The following is an 18,108-nucleotide window of genomic DNA, read 5'->3' as shown; positions in this document are numbered from 1 at the left end:
TTTAAATGAAGCAGTATGGACAGATATGACAGGCAAACAAGACTGGAAGGATTTGGCTCCGCAAAACAGGCATTACTGCAACAGGCAAAAGTGCTGGTAATTGGCGCCGGTGGCCTCGGTGTACCCGTGTTGCAATATCTTACCTCCATGGGAATCGGGAAAATAGGCATTGTAGAACATGATGTTGTTTCCATCACCAACCTGCAACGACAGGTATTATATACTACCGCCGACCAGGGAAAATCCAAGGTAGAACAAGCCGTAAAACGGCTGCAGCAGCTGAACCCGGAGATAACCCATGTTATACACGACACCTGGCTCACTACAGATAATGCACTGGCGCTTTTCCAGGAATACGACGTCATTGTGGATGGTTCAGATAATTTCGGCACCCGCTACCTGGTGAACGACGCCTGTGTAATTACCGGCAAACCATTGGTATACGGCGCCATCTATAAATACGAAGGCCAGCTGAGTGTATTTAACTACCAGGAAGGAGCTACTTATCGCTGTATTTTCCCGGAGGCGCCGGAAAGCGGCGAAATGCTTAACTGCAACGACATTGGCGTGCTGGGCGTTTTACCAGGTATCATTGGCTGTTATATGGCCAATGAAACGGTGAAAGTAATTACCGGTATCGGCGCACCGCTGCGCAACCAACTGATGACCATTGACACCCTGAACAATACCCATCTTACCTTTAATATTACCCCGGTAGCAGCCAACCGGCAAATTACGGCACTGCAGGCAAACTACCAGCAAACAGTTTGTGAACTGGAAGGGGTACAATCTTTATCCGTGCAGCAATTAAACGACTGGTTGCAGCGGGATACCCGTTTCATGTTGCTGGATGTGCGGGAAGATGATGAATGGGAGATCTGCCGTATTCCGCAATCCGTGCATATCCCGATGGGGCGTGTATTACAGCAGGTGTCAGCCATTCCTGATGATGTGCCGGTAGCGGTGCTTTGTCATCACGGTATGAGAAGCCGCGCTGTGGCGCAGCGTTTAACGGAACTGGGCTTTAACCGTATTTACAATGTGGAAGGCGGCATTCATGCCTGGGCCAGTGTTATTGATCACCAGATGCAAACCTATTAACTGTGATCCCTGAACTTTGTATCCTCTTTTTTATAGTGGCGTTGGCCTACTCTGCAGCCGGTTTTGGCGGCGGTTCCAGCTACCTGGCTATTTTGTCGTTGCCTTTCTGGGCAGTAGATTTTCAGTTGATGAAGTCCACAGCTTTGCTGTGTAATGTAGCGGTGGTGACCGGCGGCGTTTATCATTTTTACAAAAGCGGTCACCTGCCTTTGAAAAAGGCGTGGCAGTTGTCGCTGGTAAGTGTGCCGCTGGCTTTTGCGGGTAGTTACTTACCTATGAAGCAGGCTACTTTTTTCCTGTTGCTGGGACTTGCGCTTACGCTGGCGGCGGTGCTGATGTGCTACCGTTTGTTTTTTGAGAAAGAAGAGCCAATTATCCCTGCCAATAAAAGGAATAGCGTAGCGTATGGAGTTATTGGCGGCGGCATTGGGTTGCTTTCCGGCATGACAGGAATCGGCGGCGGCATCTATCTTTCGCCGGTGCTGCGTTTGGGCAAATACGACACCGCCAAGAACATTGCGGGGTTGAGCAGTTTTTTTATTCTCGTAAATTCTATTGCCGGTTTATGCGGTCAGGCGGCAAAGCATGCCATTGTGTTTGATGTGAAGTTTGCAGGGCCTTTATTGTTAGCGGTTATTGCCGGCGGACAAATTGGGGCGCGTCTGAGTGCGAGAGTGCTGAATCCCAGGTGGGTGGCGGGTGTTACGGCTTTGTTGATCCTGTATGCGGGTGTGCAGATGTTGCTGAAGTAAATGGTTAACCACCTATTACCGACATGCTTTCCATATTTTTTTCGGTATGATGCTGTTCCGCTTCGAAGCCATTGGCAAAACGCGCATGGATGGCTGATTGTATGGCTGGTAGCAGGAGGTGTTGCTGCAGTTCATTTCTCATCATCTCTTTTACGTTTAACACATCGTTGCCATACAAACACGTTTTCATACTACCGGTAGCGGATATACGAAGACGGTTACAGGTGCCGCAAAACGTGCGGCTATAAGCGGGGATTACGCCGATATTGCCTTTATGGCCGGGGATGTGATAATTGAGAGAAGTGGAATGTGGCGCATCCGCTATTTTTTGCAGCGTATAATTCTCGCCTATTACAGACAAAATTTTATGATAGTTCCATACGATACCTGAAAATGTATGTCCCTGCCCGTTGAAGGGCATTTCTTCTATAAACCTTACGGACAGTGCATTATCGCGTGTAAGTGCGGTGAAGGCATTGAGTTCATCGGTATTCACATTTTCCATTACCACGGCGTTGATCTTCACCTGCATGTTGTGTTGCAACAGGCTTTGCAGGGTGTCCATAACTGCGGAGAACCGGTTGCGCCGGGTGATTTGCAGGAAGCGGTCGGCCTGCAGCGTATCCAGGCTCAGGTTGATATGCGTGATGCCTAGTTGCTGCAATGCGGGAATATATGCCTGTGTTAAGACGCCATTGGTGGTGATAGCTATTTCGCTGATACCGGGAATGGCTTTTATTTTTTCCAGGAGGGTCATCAGGCCCGGCCGGAGAAAGGGTTCACCCCCGGTGATCCTTATTTTAGAGATACCGGCGGTTGCGAGAGTTTGCAGCAGCCGTAAAATTTCATCGTCGGTAAGTAATGCCTTGCGTTGCACAAAATGCATATTCTCCGGCATACAGTAAGTGCAACGGAGGTTACACCGGTCTGTTACCGACAAGCGTACGTAGTCTATGATACGATGATGTGCATCTGTTAGCATTTATCAGCAGTTTTTCCCCGCCATCGGATTATCGAATGACTGGCTTTCGTCCTCATTTCTGTCTGTAAGACATTTAAAATCTTTCTCCACCAGGATAGTCAGTGATGATCCATCGGCGTTGGGCAGGATCAGTTCAAAACCTACCTGGTCGGGTGCGTACCAGGCAGTAAGACGGGGAAGCGGGAGCAGCAGGTGTATACCATCGTGTTCCATCTTTATGATGGGGTCGGAAATATCTTTTCCCCGGAGGCAGAAATGGAGGGTACCGGCGCCTATATGCGTAATTGATTCCACTTTTCCTGTACTTTCCAGGAGTTCCACATCTGCTTTATCCAGCCGATATCTTATGCTGTTGCCTCTTAACCGTATTTTCATAAATTGATTTTCTGCCGTATTAAAATTACTACTTTATCGGGCTATATTGTAGTTTTAACTAACAATTTACAATGTATGGGCATATTATTGTTTGGAGCAGCAAAGGATATTGCTGGTGTGCCGGTACTGGAAAAGCCGGAACATATTACAGATGTAGCCACTTTGAAAGCCTGGTTGTATGAGGTATATCCGTCGTTGCAGCAGCTCCGTTCCGTGATGATAGCGGTAAACCGGACGTATGCTGCTGATACACAGGAGATAAGCGGCCAGGATGAAATTGCGGTGATCCCGCCGGTAAGCGGAGGTTGAGTATAGTTTTCAGTTTTAGTATTTAAGAGATGGAAATATTAATAGATATTAAAGATACCATTACCGTGGAGGAAGCGCTGGCCTTCATCCAGGCGCCGGAATGCGGCGGGGAGGTAATTTTTGCCGGTACCGTGCGTAATCACACCAAACAACGGCCGGTATTAAAATTATTTTACGAATGTTATGAAGCGATGGCTATTTCTGAAATGCAGAAAATAGCGGCGCAGGTAGCGGAAAAATGGGATGTACAACGCCTGGCCATGCTGCATGCCGTTGGGGATAAGTATCCCGGCGACCTCGCAGTGGTAATAGCAGTGGCTTCTGCTCACCGGGGGATAGCGTTCGACGCCTGTGAATTTGCGATAGACACCCTCAAAGAAACAGTGCCTATCTGGAAAAAGGAATTTTTTGCAGATGGTGAAATTGTGTAGTCCTGCAATGGTTGAATAATAACCTTATTTCTCCAGGTCTTTCAATGCTTCCGCCTTTTCTTCGGGCGTATTGGCATTAAATTGTTCTGCTGCATATGGATTTTTAAGAAGGGCGATGCTGTTACTCAGCATGGTTTTCCGTGGGCAGTTTTTCCCGGCGGTTACATTTTCCAACAGCGCATTTAAACCGGCTGGTTCCCAGATGGCAATGAGGGGTTCCGGCAAATCGTTGACGGGACTCACAAAAGTGGTGGCCGCTTTGGATGCGTCACGTTGGGCAATAAGCAGCTCCAGGCTTTGTTTGCTGAGCAGGGGCAGGTCAACGGCGAGCACCAGCCAGGCCGTTTCCGGTTGCAGGGCGTGTGCGCTCAGTAACCCGGCGGATGGCCCGCCAAAAGGCACCGAATCCGGCACCAGGTTAGGGTAACCGGCAAAATGTTCCTGCTGATCCGCGCGGCAGGAAATGTATATTTCCGGCAGCAGCGATTGCAGTAAGGTAACCAGGTATTGCCATTGAGGCATCCCATGATAGTTAATGCTGCTTTTATCTTCCTGCATGCGGGTGCTGAAGCCGCCGCAGAGCACCAGTCCTTTCAGTGGCGTCTTATTACCGGTTATAGTCATGTTTGCCGCCTGTTTTGCTGATGAGTTTTGTTTCCCGGATAACCATATCCTGGGTAAGCGCTTTGCACATATCGTAAATGGTAAGTGCAGCTACGCTGGCGCCGGTGAGGGCTTCCATTTCCACGCCTGTTTTACCGTTGGTTTTTACCGTGCAGCGGATGATGGCTTCTTCTCCTTCGAGGTGAATCTGTACATCGCAACCATCCAGCAGTAAGGTATGACAAAGCGGGATGAGTTCCGGTGTTTTTTTCGCGGCCATAATACCGGCGATGATAGCGGTTTGAAACACGCCACCTTTGCGGGTTTGGATATCCTGTCCCTGGAACTGGTCGCGTATCACCTGCGGGAGGTAAACACGGCTCCCGGCAACGGCTATACGATAAGTATCCAGTTTGCCGCTGATATCGACCATTGCAGGCTGGCCGCTCTCGTTCAGATGTGAAAAAGCATTACTTGATTCATTGGACATAAAAGCATAAATTTAAACAAGTTCACCTGATACAAAAGTAATTCAAAATGATGTTGACTGTTGCTGCTGCATTTAAGGCTGTGATGCAAACTGTGCGGGACCTGGGTACTGAAACGGTACCGTTTGAATCCGCCGCCGGCCGTATTTTGCGGGAGCCTGTATTGGCCGATAGGCCCTTTCCGCCATTTGACCGTGTGACGATGGACGGTATTGCTGTTAACTACGACAGCTTTGCCCGCGGGCAGCATATTTTTGGCGTGGAAGATGTGCAGGCTGCGGGCACTCCACAGCTGCAGCTTTCCAATACTGCCAATTGTATAGAAGTAATGACCGGCGCCATTTTGCCGGAAATGACAGATACCGTTGTTCAATATGAACACCTTACACCTTCGGAACATGAAGGGTTCCGGCGCTTTACTATTCAGGGCGCCGTGAAGAAGGGGCAGAATATTCATAAAAAAGGTTCGGATGTAGATGCCGGCACAGTGCTGATTAAACCCGGTACCCGTATTGGCCCGGCTGAAGCCGGTGTGCTGGCCACAGTGGGCCAGACCACAGTAGAAGTAAGCAAACGCCCGCGCGTGGTGGTAATTGCTACAGGAGATGAACTGGTAGCGGTACACGAAACGCCGGAACCTCACCAGGTACGCATTTCCAATGTATACAGCCTGCTGGCCTCACTGGCGGAAATGGGTATTCCTGCCCGTTATGTACACCTCCTGGATGATGAAGCAGCTATGAAAGACCAGCTCCGGCCACTGATGGACGAAACCGATATATGGATCAGCTCCGGTGCAGTAAGTGCAGGCATGTTTGACTACCTGCCGGCTGTGCTGCAACAGCTGGGAATGCAACAGGTATTTCATAAAGTACAGCAGCGGCCAGGCAAGCCTTTCCTGTTTGGAACTTTTAATGACGGTCCCGTTGTGTTTGCCTTACCTGGCAACCCCGTATCGGGCTTTATGTGTTTTTACAGGTATATCCATGCGTGGATACAATCCGCTATGGGAGCGGTCTTACCGGAGCCTTGCTACGCACAGCTATCGGAGAAAGTTATTTTTGACGCCGCACTGGAATATTATTTGCCGGTAAAGCTGCAATCACAACCCAATGGTGTGCTGCTGGCCATACCGCAGCCCTACCAGGGTTCGGGCGATCTGGCCAGTTTGCTTAAAGCAGATGCTTTCCTCACCCTGCCGCTGGAAGAAAGTGTTTTTGAGAAAGGAAGCAGTTACCAGGTGTGGCGGTTCCGTTAACAACCGTTCCCGGTGATTATTTCTGTGAGAAGCCTTTCATTGGTTAAACCCGTTCTGCATTTGATAGTCTCATCATAAATTAATGCTTATGGCTGAAGTTGCCCGTAAAATTCAGATGCAACATCTCGCCTGGCGCGCTGGCTTCGGAGAAACCCTCCCCGTGATCTCTCACTGGGAAAGCAAAAGGCGGGAAAAAATTGTGAATAAGATACTTATCGGCCCTGCAAAAGCGTCAGTTACTTCTGTGGATGTAGTAGCCGCGGATGATCTTCCGGATTACCGGAAGCAGAAAACGATGACGCCGGAGGAAAAGAAAAGTGTGCGGCAAATGAATGACCAGGGCATTAAAGACCTGAACGTATCCTGGGTAAATGCCATGGTACAGAGTGAGCATCCCCTCCGCGAAAAAATGAGTCTTTTCTGGCATGGGCATTTCGCCTGCCGTACGCAAAATGTATTATTTAATCAGCAGTTATTGTCGGTAGTGCGTGAAAATGCGCTCGGCAATTTTGGAGATCTGCTCGGCGCCGTATCTAAAAGCCCGGCTATGCTGCAATTTCTTAACAACCAGCAGAACCGTAAACAACATCCCAATGAAAATTTTGCCCGTGAAGTGATGGAACTGTTCACGATGGGAAGAGGCAACTATTCCGAACAGGATGTGAAAGAAGCGGCAAGGGCCTTTACCGGATGGGGCTTTGATGAAACCGGCACTTTTGTTTTCCGGCAAAAACAGCATGACGACGGCGTGAAAAATTTCCTGGGCAAACAGGGAAATTTTAATGGAGATGATGTATTGAAAATACTTTTGGAGCAACGGCATACCGCCAGGTTTATTACCGCAAAAATATACCAGTATTTTGTGTCTGAAACCCCTGATGAAGCGCGTATTACCACGCTGTCGGAAAAGTTTTACCAGTCGGGTTACAACATCAAATCCCTGATGCGGGAAATATTTATGGCCGACTGGTTTTACAGTCCGGATATCATTGGCAACCGGATAAAATCGCCCGTGGAATTGCTGGCAGGCATCCGCAGAACTATTCCCATGACGTTTGAAAAGGAAGAAGTGATGTTGTTGTTTCAGCGGGTATTAGGTCAGCTGCTTTTTTATCCGCCCAATGTAGCCGGCTGGCCTGGCGGGCGGAACTGGATCGACAGCTCCAGCCTGATGTTCCGGCTGCGTGTACCCCAGGTAATATTATACTCGCAGGCGTTTAATGTGAAGCCTAAAGAGCTGACTCCTGAAATGGGTGAAGGCGCTAACTATAAAATGACGCTGCAGATCAATGATTTCCTGAAGCGGCAATTCGCAAAGAAGGTGAATGCAAATATAAACTGGGACCCTTATGTGGCAGGTTATGAAAAGGTGCCAAGAGAGCGGCTTGCCGATGAAATTGCCGGTGTTTTATTACAGCAGCCCGGTAATATAAGCCGCCAGCTGCTGGAAAAATATGCTGATAGCAGCAGCCGCGAAAACTATATTAAAACGGTAACAATTGATGTGATGAGTACACCGGAATATCAATTGTGTTAACTACTAACCGCTAAAAGTTATGCTATGCTGATTCTCAACAGGCGTCGTTTTTTACAGGTGGGTTCACTGGCTTCTGCCGCGGTGATGATGCCGAAGTTCCTGAAAGCACTGGAAAGAGGGCATCTGGCGCCCCCGGGCAACAAAGTACTGGTGATCATCCAGCTATCCGGCGGTAACGACGGATTGAATACAGTTATTCCCTATCGCAACGATATTTATTATAAGGCGCGCCCGGCGCTGGGCATAAAAAGGGAGGCAGCCCTTTCCCTGAATGACGACCTGGGAATACACCCTGCACTGAAAGGATTGAAGACCCTGTATGATGACGGCGCGCTGGGTATTCTCAATAACGTAGGCTATCCTAACCCCGACCGCTCGCATTTCCGCTCCATGGATATCTGGCATTCCGCGAGCCAGTCGAACGAGTACTGGTCGGATGGCTGGATAGGCCGTTATCTCGACGCTCAATGCAAGGGATGCGATAAACCAACACAGGCGCTGGAAATAGATGATACCCTGAGCCTGGCGCTGAAAGGCGACAGCGACAAAGGCCTTGCCATGACAGACCCTGCAAGGCTTTACGGCACCAGTAATGATAAATATTTTGCAGAGCTGCTAAAGCAGCATACCACCGATAACGATCATCATAATAATGCGGATTACCTGTATAAAACGATGGGTGAAACCATTTCTTCCGCAGCCTATATCCAGCAACAGTTTAAAACATATAAATCTTCTGCCCCCTATCCCAATACAGAGCTGGGAAGGAACCTGCGCACCATTGCCAACCTGGTGATGTCGGATATCAATACCAAAGTATATTATGTGTCGCATGGCAGTTTTGATACCCATGTAAACCAGCAGGAACAGCAAGACCGGTTATTTGGTCAACTAAGCGATGCGTTAACGGTATTTACAGATGACCTGAAATCGAATCATCGTTTTGAGGATGTAGTAGTAATGACTTTCTCTGAATTTGGAAGAAGGGTGAGCCAGAATGCCAGTGGCGGTACCGATCATGGCACCGCGAATAATATGTTCCTGGTAGGTGGCGGGCTAAAGCAACCGGGACTTATCAACGATGGTCCGGACCTGCTTAATCTGAAAGACGGGGACCTGCAATACCAGGTTGACTTCAAAAGCGTTTATGCCACGCTGCTATCCAACTGGCTTGGCGCTGATGACAAGGCGGTGCTGAAGGCAACGTACCCTCATTTGTCGTTTGTGTAGTTAGCGCCTTCGGCGCTTTTAAATTGTCTTGGAGCACTGATTACGCTGATTATACTGATTGGCTTGATTTGATTTCGTATTGATTTTTTGATTTTTATAAGATGATAAAGGGAGATAAATGCGATATCCGCATTTATCTCCCTTTATCTTATAAATTCAAAAATTAAAATCAAACGTAATCAAATCAAGCCAATCAGTATAATCAGCGTAATCAGTGCTCCAAGACAATTTAAAAGCGCCGAAGGCGATCCCTCCGCTTACTGGCCCTGCTGACTAATCATCGCTCTGAACGCACCGTTTTTGGTAACGCGTGTTCCGCCGGCACCGCTGGCGTCTTTGAGTGTTCCGGAGAAGGTTCCTTCCACGTTGAGGTTGTCTATGTGGGTGATGGTGATTTGAAAATCAGTGCTTCCAGCAGAGGTAAGGTTGGTGTAGTAAGTGCTGTTGAGGGCAATCAGTAAACCGTTTCCTTTCTGGGTAGCTGGGTACACGCCTGGTTTGAAGGGCATGGATGCGGTAGCTAAGCTAAAGGTGATCACATCCCCGTTATAGCTCTGGCCGGTGATTTCCATAGTAGGATAATCGTTGTCCGGGTTTTCATCCGTAAGATTTGGCAGGGTGATAATGCCCTTTGGATTTTCTGAAAGATAAACCCGGTCGTCCAGCTTCAATGATATAAATCTGCGTTGGCGGCTATCATCTTTATCCTTGCCGCAGGAGATGCCCAGTAAAACAATGGCGCTGAGCATTGCGGTAACTAATATGCGCATAGGTTATATTATAATCAGTTTTAATTAATCCCGGCTAAATTAAACATTTAAAAAATAAAAACGGATGCCGGTAATGGATTGTTACACCCTGTTACCGGCATCGGTATTGATCTTGAAAAGTTGGATCTAAGCTTTGCGGGCGGTGCGGTACAGGTACCAGCCCATAAACGCAAAAAAGGCGCATCCTATTATGTAGTAGCCACCCGGCCCGAGGATATTTGTGAGCAGCTGTTGGCTATTGAGTTTGGCAAGAATGACGGCCGACCAGTCGAAACCTGCGAGGATGGCGATGATCACGCCGGCAACGGCGCCACCGGCCACAAGACCTGTGGCAAAGAGGTTGCCCTTACCCAGCTCTTCTTCCTCCGGAGATAATTTTTTATTGGCTTTCTTTTGTTTGTGATCAACCACACCACGGATAGCGCCGCCAACAAAGATGGGCAATGTAGTGGACAATGGAAGATACGCGCCTACTGCGAAGGAGAGCGAATTAATATTACATAGTTCCATCGTTATCGCCAGAAACACACCCACCAATACAAATTGCCAGTCGAGGTTAAAGGAAAGGATACCTTTCGCGAGTGTAGCCATGAGCGTGCCTTGCGGGGCAGGATAGTATGCGCTGCCGATTGCATGTTCAGTAACCCCGTGCGCAATCATATCTGCCGTAGGCTTATCCAGGAACTTCACTGTTAAACCTATCACCACAGACGATACAATGGCGCCAATGAACAATGCGATTTGCTGGTACATGGGCGTGGCGCCTACGATGTAGCCTGATTTCAGGTCCTGGGAAGTACCGCCGGCATTGGCAGCTGCAATGCAGATCATGCCACCTACCACCAGCGCCATTGGTTCGTATAGTTTGCCGGTCCAGCCTACGGCGATGAACACCAGGCAGGTGCCCATCAGTGTGGCGATGGTCATACCGGAAATAGGATTATTGGAAGAGCCGATGAGGCCCACAATGCGGCTGGACACCGTAACGAAGAAGGCACCGAACACTACTACCAGCAGACCTACCAGCAATTTTTTGCCGATAGAATCGCCTGGAAGCTGTGGTAAGAAAGCCATCAGCAGGATGAGGGCAAGGCTGCCGAACAGCACTACTTTCAAACTGAGGTCTCTTTCTGTTCTGGGTACATTTCCTTTCTCGTCTGTATTGCCCGAGCCATCTTTAATAGCGCCGATACTTCCTTTGAAAGAAGAAATGATAGTAGGGATGGTTTTCAGCAGGGTGATGAAACCGCCTGCTGCTACTGCTCCTGCGCCGATTTGTCTTACGTATGCATAATAAACCGCGGAAGAATAATCTGCAAAAGTATGGGTGAGCGGGTTCCAGTCGCCCTGCCCGCCCGGGGTTTGCAAATTAGCGAGGTAGCCTATTTTCACCAGCTGGGTGGCGATCACATCTGCCGGCAGCAATGATGCGAGCAAAGGAATGAGTGCCAGCCACGACAGCACACCGCCGGCCACCAGTACTCCTGCAATGCGTGGTCCGATGATATAACCAACGCCCATATACTCCGGGGTGATATCGGCGCTGAGTTTGGCGGAAGGGAAAAATTTGCTGGCCTGTTTGGTCATGTATTCCGGTGTTTCGGCAATCACATGCAGGATCTTTTGAAGGATGGCGTAGGCAAAAGCAAAGCCCAGTCCGTAGAAGGCGGTTTTGGCAAAGTCGCCGCCTTTCTCTCCTGCTATCAGTACATCGCCGCAGGCGGTGCCTTCGGGATAAGGCAGGGTTTTATGTTCTTTTACGATCAGTGATTTTCTCAGCGGGATCATCATCAGGGTACCAAGGATACCACCGAAGATGGCCAGGATGAGGATGGTGAAGTAATTAAAGAACTGTGTGCCACCACCATCACTGAGGAACAGGAATCCCGGCAGGGTGAATACCACACCTGCAGCGATGGATTCGCCGGCAGACCCGGTCGTTTGGATGATGTTGTTTTCGAGAATGGTGGTCTTGAAAAATTTTCTTCCTAAGGTAATAGCGATAACGGCAATAGGAATGGAAGCAGAAACGGTAAGACCTGCTTTCAGCGCCAGGTACACGGTGGCAGCACCGAAGATGATACCAAAGATACAGCCCAGCAAAATAGATTTCAGCGTAAATTCTTTCATTTGTACGCCGGGTGAAACAAAGGGTTTGAAGTTGTTATCGGACATAAGATCGTTTATGGATTTACAGGTAGAGATGTTATAAGCAATGAATTTACTTTTAAAAAAGGAAAGGAGGAAAGTTATCAGCTTTCCTCCTTTCCTTTTTATAATAAGGGTGACTTACCTGATACCGTGCATCCATTTTTTCAGGAAGCTGGTAGACAGGAACAGCAGTACTGCTGCGGCGCCTGGCAGGATTACAAACACCATGAAAAACTCATAGAGGTTGTGGATGGTGAAGCCTGCGAAGGTTGGGTAATGTGTAGCCAGTTTAAGTTCCTGTAATTTATCCATTTGCTGTGCGGTAGCGGTGATGGTACCATCCAGGATGCCTTTCAGGTTGATACCGTTATCAGTAGCAAGTTTGTATTTATCCAGGGTTGGAGGCAATAATGCGCCCAGGGTACCGGCCAGTGCGTAACCGGCGGCATTGGCGAGGAACCATACTCCCATAAGCAGGGAGGAGAAACGGTGAGGCGCCAGTTTGGATACCAGTGACAAACCTATTGGCGACAGGCACAATTCGCCGAGGGTATGGAAGAGGTACATTAGGATCAACCAGCTTACGCCCAGTTTCTCATTAGGTCCGAGATTTTTCATCTGTATGGCGATGATAAAGAATCCGAGCGCCAGCAATGCCAGTCCGAGTGATTGTTTCATCGGGGAGATCGGCTCCAGGTTGCGTTGTTGTAATTTGAGCCATAACCAGCTGAAAGGCAATGCAAATACGATGATGAAAATAGAGTTGGCGTTTTGAACGAAGGAAGGAGGCATATCCCAGCCGAAGAGGCGGCGATCTGTCTGGTAATCAGCTACAAAGGTAAGGGAGGAACCGGCTTGTTCGAAGCAGGCCCAGAAGAAGATCACGAAAAAGGCCACGAAGTAGATAACGGTGATCTGTTGTCTTTCTACCTTGGTAATAGATTTATCGGTAAGGATCAGTACAGCGAGGCTGATACCGGCTGCATATATAAAAGGATACACCCATGATTTGATGGGGTTGGGATCGAGCGACAGGTAGTGGATACCGAAGAACAGTACCACCATTAACACCAGTACACCGAGGATAGCGCTGGTAGTAAATTTGGCTTTATCGGCTTCGCCGGTTACGGCAGAAACTTTGGAGAAATCCGGTTTGGCGCCGATGGCTTCACCGGTTGGTTTTACCACGTATTTATCTTTCAGGAAGAAGAACAGGATGGTTCCGGTGAACATGGCTATACTGGCGGCGAGGAAGCCCCATTTGAAAGCGCTGACCATTCTCACGCCGTCTACTTTTACGTCGCCGAGGATAGGGCAAATGAGCATTCCGAGGAAGGCGCCCATGTTGATACCCATATAAAAGATGGTGAAAGCGGAATCGAGGCGGCCGTCGTTTTTCGGATACAGCTGCCCCACCATAGAAGAGATGTTGGGTTTAAAGAAGCCGTTACCAAAGATGATGATGAAAAGGGCGAGCCAAACGATGGTTTTGGCTGTTTCCACATTGGAGGCATAGATGGTGGCGCTGAGGACCATGAGGAGCTGGCCAACGCCCATTATAAAACCGCCTAATATGATACAGTTCCTGTTACCGAGGTACCTGTCGGATATGTATCCTCCCAGCATGGGGGTGAGATAACATAAGCCGAGAAAGCCCCCGTAAATGATAGAGGAATCTGCTTCAGAGAAAGCCAGTGCATTTACCAGGAAGAGCGTAAGTAACGCCCGCATACCATAAAAATTAAACCGTTCCCACATTTCCGTGGCAAATAATACTGAGAGCCCTTTAGGGTGGCCCTTCTCAGAGGCAATAGGGGACTCTTGTGCAACAGTAGTTTGCATCATAAATTGGTTAGTTTTAGCAATAGTTGTTTCAGATTTCGTGAACCTTTAAATATGGCAAGTTAAATAAAATCGTTAATCTGCGTAAAAAAATGGTATAAATGCTCATTTTTTGCGGTTTTTTGATCTTTCTTTGCACTTTCTTTCGCATCTGCATTTATTAGGCAATTCATATGAACATACTATTACTTGGAAGTGGTGGCCGGGAACACGCACTGGCCCTTAAAATGTCACAAAGCACCCTTTGCGGTCAACTGTTTATAGCACCGGGTAATGCTGGTACCGCTCAATGCGGCACGAACGTTAACATGGGTGTGAGTGAATTCGATAAGATAAAGACCTTTTGCCTGGATAATGCGATAGACCTGGTATTGCCCGGATCTGAAGAGGCCCTGGTAAACGGGATCTATGATTTCTTTCAGAAAGATGAACTGTTACAGCATATCCCCGTACTGGGTCCTTCAAAGGAAGGCGCCCAGCTGGAAGGCAGTAAGGCTTATGCCAAGCTGTTTATGCAGCGGAACAATATACCTACTGCGGCTTACCGTGAATTCAGTGAAAAGAATTATGAAGAAGGGCTGGCCTATCTTCAGCAGCACTCCTTACCAATTGTATTGAAGGCCGATGGCCTGGCGGCAGGCAAGGGTGTGGTGATAGCAACTTCTTATGAAGAGGCGGCCGTGGAGTTTGAGCAGATGATCAAGTCGGCCAAGTTTGGCGATGCCAGTAAAACGGTAGTAGTGGAGCAGTTCCTGACGGGTATTGAGCTGTCTGTATTTGCGATCACCGATGGTCATACCTATAAGATATTACCGGAAGCAAAGGATTATAAAAGGATTGGAGAAGGTGACCTGGGGCTGAATACCGGTGGTATGGGTGCGGTGTCGCCGGTGCCGTTTGCCGATGCAGCGTTTATGAAAAAAGTGGAGGATGAAGTGATCCGGCCCACGATAGCAGGCCTTTCCAAGGAAGGTATTGTGTATCATGGCTTTGTGTTTTTTGGCCTGATTAATGTAGAGGGTTCGCCCTTTGTAATTGAATACAACTGCCGTATGGGCGATCCGGAAACGGAAGTTGTGATGCCACGTTTGAAGAATGATGCGTTGGAACTGTTTACTGCAGTAATGACCGGCAAACTGAGCGGGCAAACGATTTACGCCGACGAGCGTGCCGCTGCTACGGTGATGCTGGTATCAAAAGGATATCCCGAAGCATACGAAAAGAATAAGGTGATCCATGGAATTCCGGCGCCTACCCGCGACCAGATCGTGTTTCATGCCGGTACACGGCAGGAAGGCGACGAGGTGCTGACCAACGGCGGCCGGGTATTAGCCATTACTTCACTGGCGTCTGACCTGTCGATGGCACTGGCTCATTCTGTACAAACAGCGGAGCAGATTGCGTTTGATGGTAAGGTATACCGCAGGGATATCGGGTACGAATTTGTTTAGACGTTAGCCGGGGTTAATTTACAGTAGGGAGGACTGGTACAGGACAATTGAAAAGCGGGACTTGTAAAGGCACAATTTTAGGCAGTAGGAACAATTAAAACGGGGTTATCCCGTTCATCTGGTCGGAGCATAAAGAGAGCAGTTACTATGCCGTTTGTACAACAAATAACTTTTTTTAATATTTAGCTGTATTATTGCAAGAATATCCATTTTTTGCATCGTATATTCGTTGGAATTATTCATTTTTGCATTCTAATTTTTGACCGTATCAACAATGGGATTTTTTAATTTTTTAACGCAGGAAATCGCGATTGATCTTGGTACAGCGAACACGCTGATAATTCATAATGACCAGGTGGTAGTGGACGAGCCTTCCATTGTAGCGATAGAACGGGCTAGTGGCAAAATTGTGGCAGTTGGAAAAAAGGCCATGATGATGCACGAAAAAACACACGAATATCTTCGTACTATACGTCCCCTGAAAGATGGCGTGATAGCGGATTTTAATGCCGCTGAAGGAATGCTCAGGGAACTCATAAAAATGGTTTACCCCAAAAAGCCCTTGTTTGCACCAAGCTGGCGGATGGTGATCTGTATTCCTTCCAGCATTACGGAAGTGGAAAAGAGAGCTGTACGCGACTCTGCTGAACAGGCCGGCGCAAAGGAAGTATACTTGTTGCACGAGCCAATGGCAGCTGCCCTGGGTATCGGCATTGATGTAGAAGAGCCTGTAGGTAATATGATCATTGACATAGGCGGTGGTACTACCGGTATTTCGGTAATAGCACTGGCAGGTATTGTTTGCGACCAGAGTATCCGTATCGCCGGTGACGAGTTCACGGCTGATATCATGGAAGCCCTGCGCCGCTATCATAGCCTCCTGATCGGTGAAAGAACTGCTGAACAGATTAAGATCCACATCGGATCAGCCCTGAAAGAACTGGATAACCCACCAGACGACATCCCTGTTAACGGAAGGGATCTGGTAACCGGCATCCCCAAGCAAATCATGGTATCTTACCAGGAAATTGCGGAAGCCCTTGATAAATCTATCTTTAAAATCGAAGAAGCCATCCTGAAAGCGCTGGAAACAACGCCTCCTGAGCTGGCCTCAGATATTTACCGCAGGGGTTTATACCTGACCGGTGGCGGTGCATTGCTGCGCGGACTGGATAAACGTCTTACCCAAAAAATCAAATTGCCGGTGCATGTAGCAGACGATCCGTTACGCGCAGTGGTAAGAGGTACAGGTATTGCCTTAAAGCATGTAGGTAAGTATCCGTTCCTGATGCAATAAAACTATTTGTGATCCGGATATTTTGTTATTCATCCCATTGGGAGGGAATTACAGGGTATCCGGATAACCAAATCCTAAAATAGTGCGCGCTTGTGCGAAATCTAATCATTTTCTTTAGGCGATATTTTAACTTCTTCTTATTTCTGCTGCTGGAAGTGATTTGTATGGTATTGGTATTCCAGCATAACAACTTTCAGCGAGCCGCCTACCTCAGTTCCGCAAATGATATCAGCGGTAAATTATATGACAAGTATAATAATGTACAGTATTACTTTCACCTGAAGTCGACCAACGACAGCCTGGTGAATGAAAACATGCGCCTGCACAACCTGCTCCGTACCAGCTACGACAGTATGATAACCACCAACGGGATCAAAATTGACACGATCCGGCAATACAGCGATGATACCGCCCACCGTGTTGTTGGCACGCAGATCCGCCGGTACGAGTACTTCTCCGCCAAAGTGATCAACAACTCCATTAACAAACCCGTCAACTATATTACTATTCACCGCGGCAGCCTGCAGGGGATCCGTCCTAATATGGGCGTTATCAGCAGCAGCGGCGTGGTGGGTGTGGTGAGAAGTGTGAGCGACAACTACTCCGTGGTATTGTCGATGCTCTCTAAATCCAATTCTGTATCCATCAGCGCCCGCCTGGGGCAGGGAAAGGAAATGGGTTCTGTGCACTGGGATGGTGAAGACGCCGGCTATGCCCTGCTGAAAGACGTGCCGAAAAGCGCCAAAATACATAAAGGTGATACCGTGGTGACCAGCGGCTTCTCTGCCCTGTTCCCTGAAAATATTCCGATCGGCTATGTAGAAAGCATTGCCGTAGGAGACAAAGCCAGCACCTCGTTTACTATCCGGTTGAAATTGGCTACCAATTTCTTCAACCTGCAATATGTATACGTGATAGAAAACCTGTTGAAAGAAGAACAACAAAGATTGGAAGATTCAACGTATAAGTTGATTAAATGAGTATACTGTTAAGAAATATAATCCGCTTCGTGCTCCTGCTGCTGATTCAGGTGTTTGTGCTCAATGAAATATTGTTGCACCAGCTGGTGAGCCCCTATCTTTATATGCTGTTTATCCTGGCGCTGCCTTTTAATCTGCCACGCCCCGGGCTTATGCTCCTGGGATTGCTGATGGGGCTTTCCCTGGATATGTTTATGAATACGCCGGGTATGCATGCTGCCGCCTGTGTGTTCATTGCTTATCTGCGCCCGTTTATTATCAATATCCTGTCACCACAGGGAGGTTTTGAAACTACCCAGAAAACGCCTTCGATGACCAGTATGGGCGTGTCCCAGTTTCTCATCTATGCCGCTATCCTGGTATTCCTGCACCACGCACTTTTCTTTACGTTGGAAGTATTTGGTATGGGTAACCCGTTATACCTGGTGATGAAGATCGTCTCTTCAACATTGGCCAGTCTTTTCCTGATTGTGCTGTATGAATTGCTGTTCTTCTCGAAAAAATAGTTTCTGCTTTTTAACGTAGGTTTGTAACTTAAAATAATTCCGTCC

18 protein-coding genes are annotated in these 18,108 nt (G+C 48.1%); 11 read left to right on the top strand and 7 right to left on the bottom strand.

What is annotated here, in order from left to right; all coding sequences use genetic code 11:
* Positions 1-15 precede the first annotated feature (15 nt).
* Together AB6805_RS19740 and AB6805_RS19735 are read left to right on the top strand one after the other, a co-directional pair.
* Entirely contained in the window at positions 16-1,101 is a 1,086-nt protein-coding gene (locus AB6805_RS19740) for a ThiF family adenylyltransferase (RefSeq protein WP_370911164.1), read from the top strand.
* 2 nt (positions 1,102-1,103) lie between these two features.
* Positions 1,104-1,853 (top strand): sulfite exporter TauE/SafE family protein, encoded by a 750-nt coding sequence (locus AB6805_RS19735; RefSeq protein WP_370911163.1) that lies wholly within the window; start codon positions 1,104-1,106, stop codon positions 1,851-1,853.
* Positions 1,854-1,857: 4 nt separating this feature from the next.
* Here AB6805_RS19735 and moaA read toward each other — a convergent pair whose 3' ends face one another.
* Positions 1,858-2,835: a GTP 3',8-cyclase MoaA gene (gene moaA / locus AB6805_RS19730; RefSeq protein WP_370911162.1), complete on the bottom strand. Its 978-nt coding sequence runs from the start codon at positions 2,833-2,835 to the stop codon at positions 1,858-1,860.
* A 3-nt stretch (positions 2,836-2,838) separates the two neighbouring features.
* Complete coding sequence (locus AB6805_RS19725; protein ID WP_370911161.1) at positions 2,839-3,210, bottom strand: hypothetical protein; 372 nt, start codon at positions 3,208-3,210, stop codon at positions 2,839-2,841.
* 75 nt (positions 3,211-3,285) lie between these two features.
* Here AB6805_RS19725 and moaD point away from each other — a divergent pair, with 75 nt between their 5' ends.
* Together moaD and AB6805_RS19715 are read left to right on the top strand one after the other, a co-directional pair.
* Positions 3,286-3,519 carry a molybdopterin converting factor subunit 1 gene (gene moaD, locus AB6805_RS19720; protein ID WP_370911160.1) on the top strand — a complete coding sequence of 78 codons (234 nt, stop codon included), beginning with the start codon at positions 3,286-3,288 and terminating at the stop codon, positions 3,517-3,519.
* 29 nt (positions 3,520-3,548) lie between these two features.
* The gene (locus AB6805_RS19715) at positions 3,549-3,950 is read left to right on the top strand and encodes a molybdenum cofactor biosynthesis protein MoaE (RefSeq protein ID WP_370911159.1); all 402 of its coding nucleotides are present in this window, start codon (positions 3,549-3,551) and stop codon (positions 3,948-3,950) included.
* A gap of 24 nt (positions 3,951-3,974) precedes the next feature.
* Here AB6805_RS19715 and AB6805_RS19710 read toward each other — a convergent pair whose 3' ends face one another.
* Together AB6805_RS19710 and moaC are read right to left on the bottom strand one after the other, a co-directional pair.
* Complete coding sequence (locus AB6805_RS19710; protein ID WP_370911158.1) at positions 3,975-4,574, bottom strand: NTP transferase domain-containing protein; 600 nt, start codon at positions 4,572-4,574, stop codon at positions 3,975-3,977.
* The gene (gene moaC, locus AB6805_RS19705) at positions 4,558-5,043 is read right to left on the bottom strand and encodes a cyclic pyranopterin monophosphate synthase MoaC (RefSeq protein ID WP_370911157.1); all 486 of its coding nucleotides are present in this window, start codon (positions 5,041-5,043) and stop codon (positions 4,558-4,560) included. Before moaC ends, AB6805_RS19710 begins: the two co-directional genes overlap by 17 nt.
* Before the next feature lie 47 nt (positions 5,044-5,090).
* On the opposite strand from moaC, the gene AB6805_RS19700 reads away from it, so the two are divergent.
* The 3 genes from AB6805_RS19700 to AB6805_RS19690 all read left to right on the top strand — a co-directional run bounded on the left by AB6805_RS19700 (position 5,091) and on the right by AB6805_RS19690 (position 9,066).
* On the top strand, positions 5,091-6,299 hold the full coding sequence (locus AB6805_RS19700; RefSeq protein WP_370911156.1) for a molybdopterin molybdotransferase MoeA: 1,209 nt from the start codon (positions 5,091-5,093) through the stop codon (positions 6,297-6,299).
* Between the two features lie 88 nt (positions 6,300-6,387).
* The gene (locus AB6805_RS19695; RefSeq protein ID WP_370911155.1) at positions 6,388-7,836 is read left to right on the top strand and encodes a DUF1800 family protein; all 1,449 of its coding nucleotides are present in this window, start codon (positions 6,388-6,390) and stop codon (positions 7,834-7,836) included.
* Between the two features lie 24 nt (positions 7,837-7,860).
* Complete coding sequence (locus AB6805_RS19690; protein WP_370911154.1) at positions 7,861-9,066, top strand: DUF1501 domain-containing protein; 1,206 nt, start codon at positions 7,861-7,863, stop codon at positions 9,064-9,066.
* 257 nt (positions 9,067-9,323) lie between these two features.
* On the opposite strand, the gene AB6805_RS19685 is transcribed toward AB6805_RS19690, so the two are convergent.
* The 3 genes from AB6805_RS19685 to AB6805_RS19675 form a co-directional block, all read right to left on the bottom strand.
* Positions 9,324-9,836 carry a hypothetical protein gene (locus AB6805_RS19685; RefSeq protein ID WP_370911153.1) on the bottom strand — a complete coding sequence of 171 codons (513 nt, stop codon included), beginning with the start codon at positions 9,834-9,836 and terminating at the stop codon, positions 9,324-9,326.
* Between the two features lie 126 nt (positions 9,837-9,962).
* A complete protein-coding gene (locus AB6805_RS19680; RefSeq protein ID WP_370911152.1) occupies positions 9,963-12,011 on the bottom strand; it encodes an OPT family oligopeptide transporter in 2,049 nt (682 codons plus the stop codon).
* Between the two features lie 114 nt (positions 12,012-12,125).
* Positions 12,126-13,832, bottom strand: coding sequence for a peptide MFS transporter (locus AB6805_RS19675; protein ID WP_370911151.1), 1,707 nt, complete (start codon positions 13,830-13,832; stop codon positions 12,126-12,128).
* A gap of 170 nt (positions 13,833-14,002) precedes the next feature.
* On the opposite strand from AB6805_RS19675, the gene purD reads away from it, so the two are divergent.
* The 4 genes from purD (at position 14,003) to mreD (ending at position 18,063) form a co-directional block, all read left to right on the top strand.
* Positions 14,003-15,280: a phosphoribosylamine--glycine ligase gene (gene purD / locus AB6805_RS19670; RefSeq protein ID WP_370911150.1), complete on the top strand. Its 1,278-nt coding sequence runs from the start codon at positions 14,003-14,005 to the stop codon at positions 15,278-15,280.
* 274 nt (positions 15,281-15,554) lie between these two features.
* Positions 15,555-16,577 (top strand): rod shape-determining protein, encoded by a 1,023-nt coding sequence (locus tag AB6805_RS19665; RefSeq protein WP_079469708.1) that lies wholly within the window; start codon positions 15,555-15,557, stop codon positions 16,575-16,577.
* Between the two features lie 92 nt (positions 16,578-16,669).
* Positions 16,670-17,557 carry a rod shape-determining protein MreC gene (mreC, locus tag AB6805_RS19660; RefSeq protein ID WP_370911149.1) on the top strand — a complete coding sequence of 296 codons (888 nt, stop codon included), beginning with the start codon at positions 16,670-16,672 and terminating at the stop codon, positions 17,555-17,557.
* The gene (gene mreD / locus AB6805_RS19655; RefSeq protein WP_370911148.1) at positions 17,554-18,063 is read left to right on the top strand and encodes a rod shape-determining protein MreD; all 510 of its coding nucleotides are present in this window, start codon (positions 17,554-17,556) and stop codon (positions 18,061-18,063) included. Before mreC ends, mreD begins: the two co-directional genes overlap by 4 nt.
* Positions 18,064-18,108 lie beyond the last annotated feature (45 nt).

Source organism: Chitinophaga sp. RCC_12 (assembly GCF_041360695.1).
In the GTDB taxonomy this organism is placed as follows: Bacteria; Bacteroidota; Bacteroidia; order Chitinophagales; family Chitinophagaceae; genus Chitinophaga.
Note: the sequence above shows the minus strand (reverse complement) of the source record. Positions and strands in the feature narration are given on the sequence as shown.

Coding starts and splice junctions, on each gene's coding strand:
- AB6805_RS19740 (WP_370911164.1), top strand. CDS start 16: ATGGACAGATATGACAGGCAAACAAGACTGGAAGGATTTGGCTCCGCA.
- moaA (WP_370911162.1), bottom strand. CDS start 2,835: ATGCTAACAGATGCACATCATCGTATCATAGACTACGTACGCTTGTCG.
- AB6805_RS19725 (WP_370911161.1), bottom strand. CDS start 3,210: ATGAAAATACGGTTAAGAGGCAACAGCATAAGATATCGGCTGGATAAA.
- moaD (WP_370911160.1), top strand. CDS start 3,286: ATGGGCATATTATTGTTTGGAGCAGCAAAGGATATTGCTGGTGTGCCG.
- AB6805_RS19715 (WP_370911159.1), top strand. CDS start 3,549: ATGGAAATATTAATAGATATTAAAGATACCATTACCGTGGAGGAAGCG.
- AB6805_RS19710 (WP_370911158.1), bottom strand. CDS start 4,574: ATGACTATAACCGGTAATAAGACGCCACTGAAAGGACTGGTGCTCTGC.
- moaC (WP_370911157.1), bottom strand. CDS start 5,043: ATGTCCAATGAATCAAGTAATGCTTTTTCACATCTGAACGAGAGCGGC.
- AB6805_RS19700 (WP_370911156.1), top strand. CDS start 5,091: ATGATGTTGACTGTTGCTGCTGCATTTAAGGCTGTGATGCAAACTGTG.
- AB6805_RS19695 (WP_370911155.1), top strand. CDS start 6,388: ATGGCTGAAGTTGCCCGTAAAATTCAGATGCAACATCTCGCCTGGCGC.
- AB6805_RS19690 (WP_370911154.1), top strand. CDS start 7,861: ATGCTGATTCTCAACAGGCGTCGTTTTTTACAGGTGGGTTCACTGGCT.
- AB6805_RS19685 (WP_370911153.1), bottom strand. CDS start 9,836: ATGCGCATATTAGTTACCGCAATGCTCAGCGCCATTGTTTTACTGGGC.
- AB6805_RS19680 (WP_370911152.1), bottom strand. CDS start 12,011: ATGTCCGATAACAACTTCAAACCCTTTGTTTCACCCGGCGTACAAATG.
- AB6805_RS19675 (WP_370911151.1), bottom strand. CDS start 13,832: ATGATGCAAACTACTGTTGCACAAGAGTCCCCTATTGCCTCTGAGAAG.
- purD (WP_370911150.1), top strand. CDS start 14,003: ATGAACATACTATTACTTGGAAGTGGTGGCCGGGAACACGCACTGGCC.
- AB6805_RS19665 (WP_079469708.1), top strand. CDS start 15,555: ATGGGATTTTTTAATTTTTTAACGCAGGAAATCGCGATTGATCTTGGT.
- mreD (WP_370911148.1), top strand. CDS start 17,554: ATGAGTATACTGTTAAGAAATATAATCCGCTTCGTGCTCCTGCTGCTG.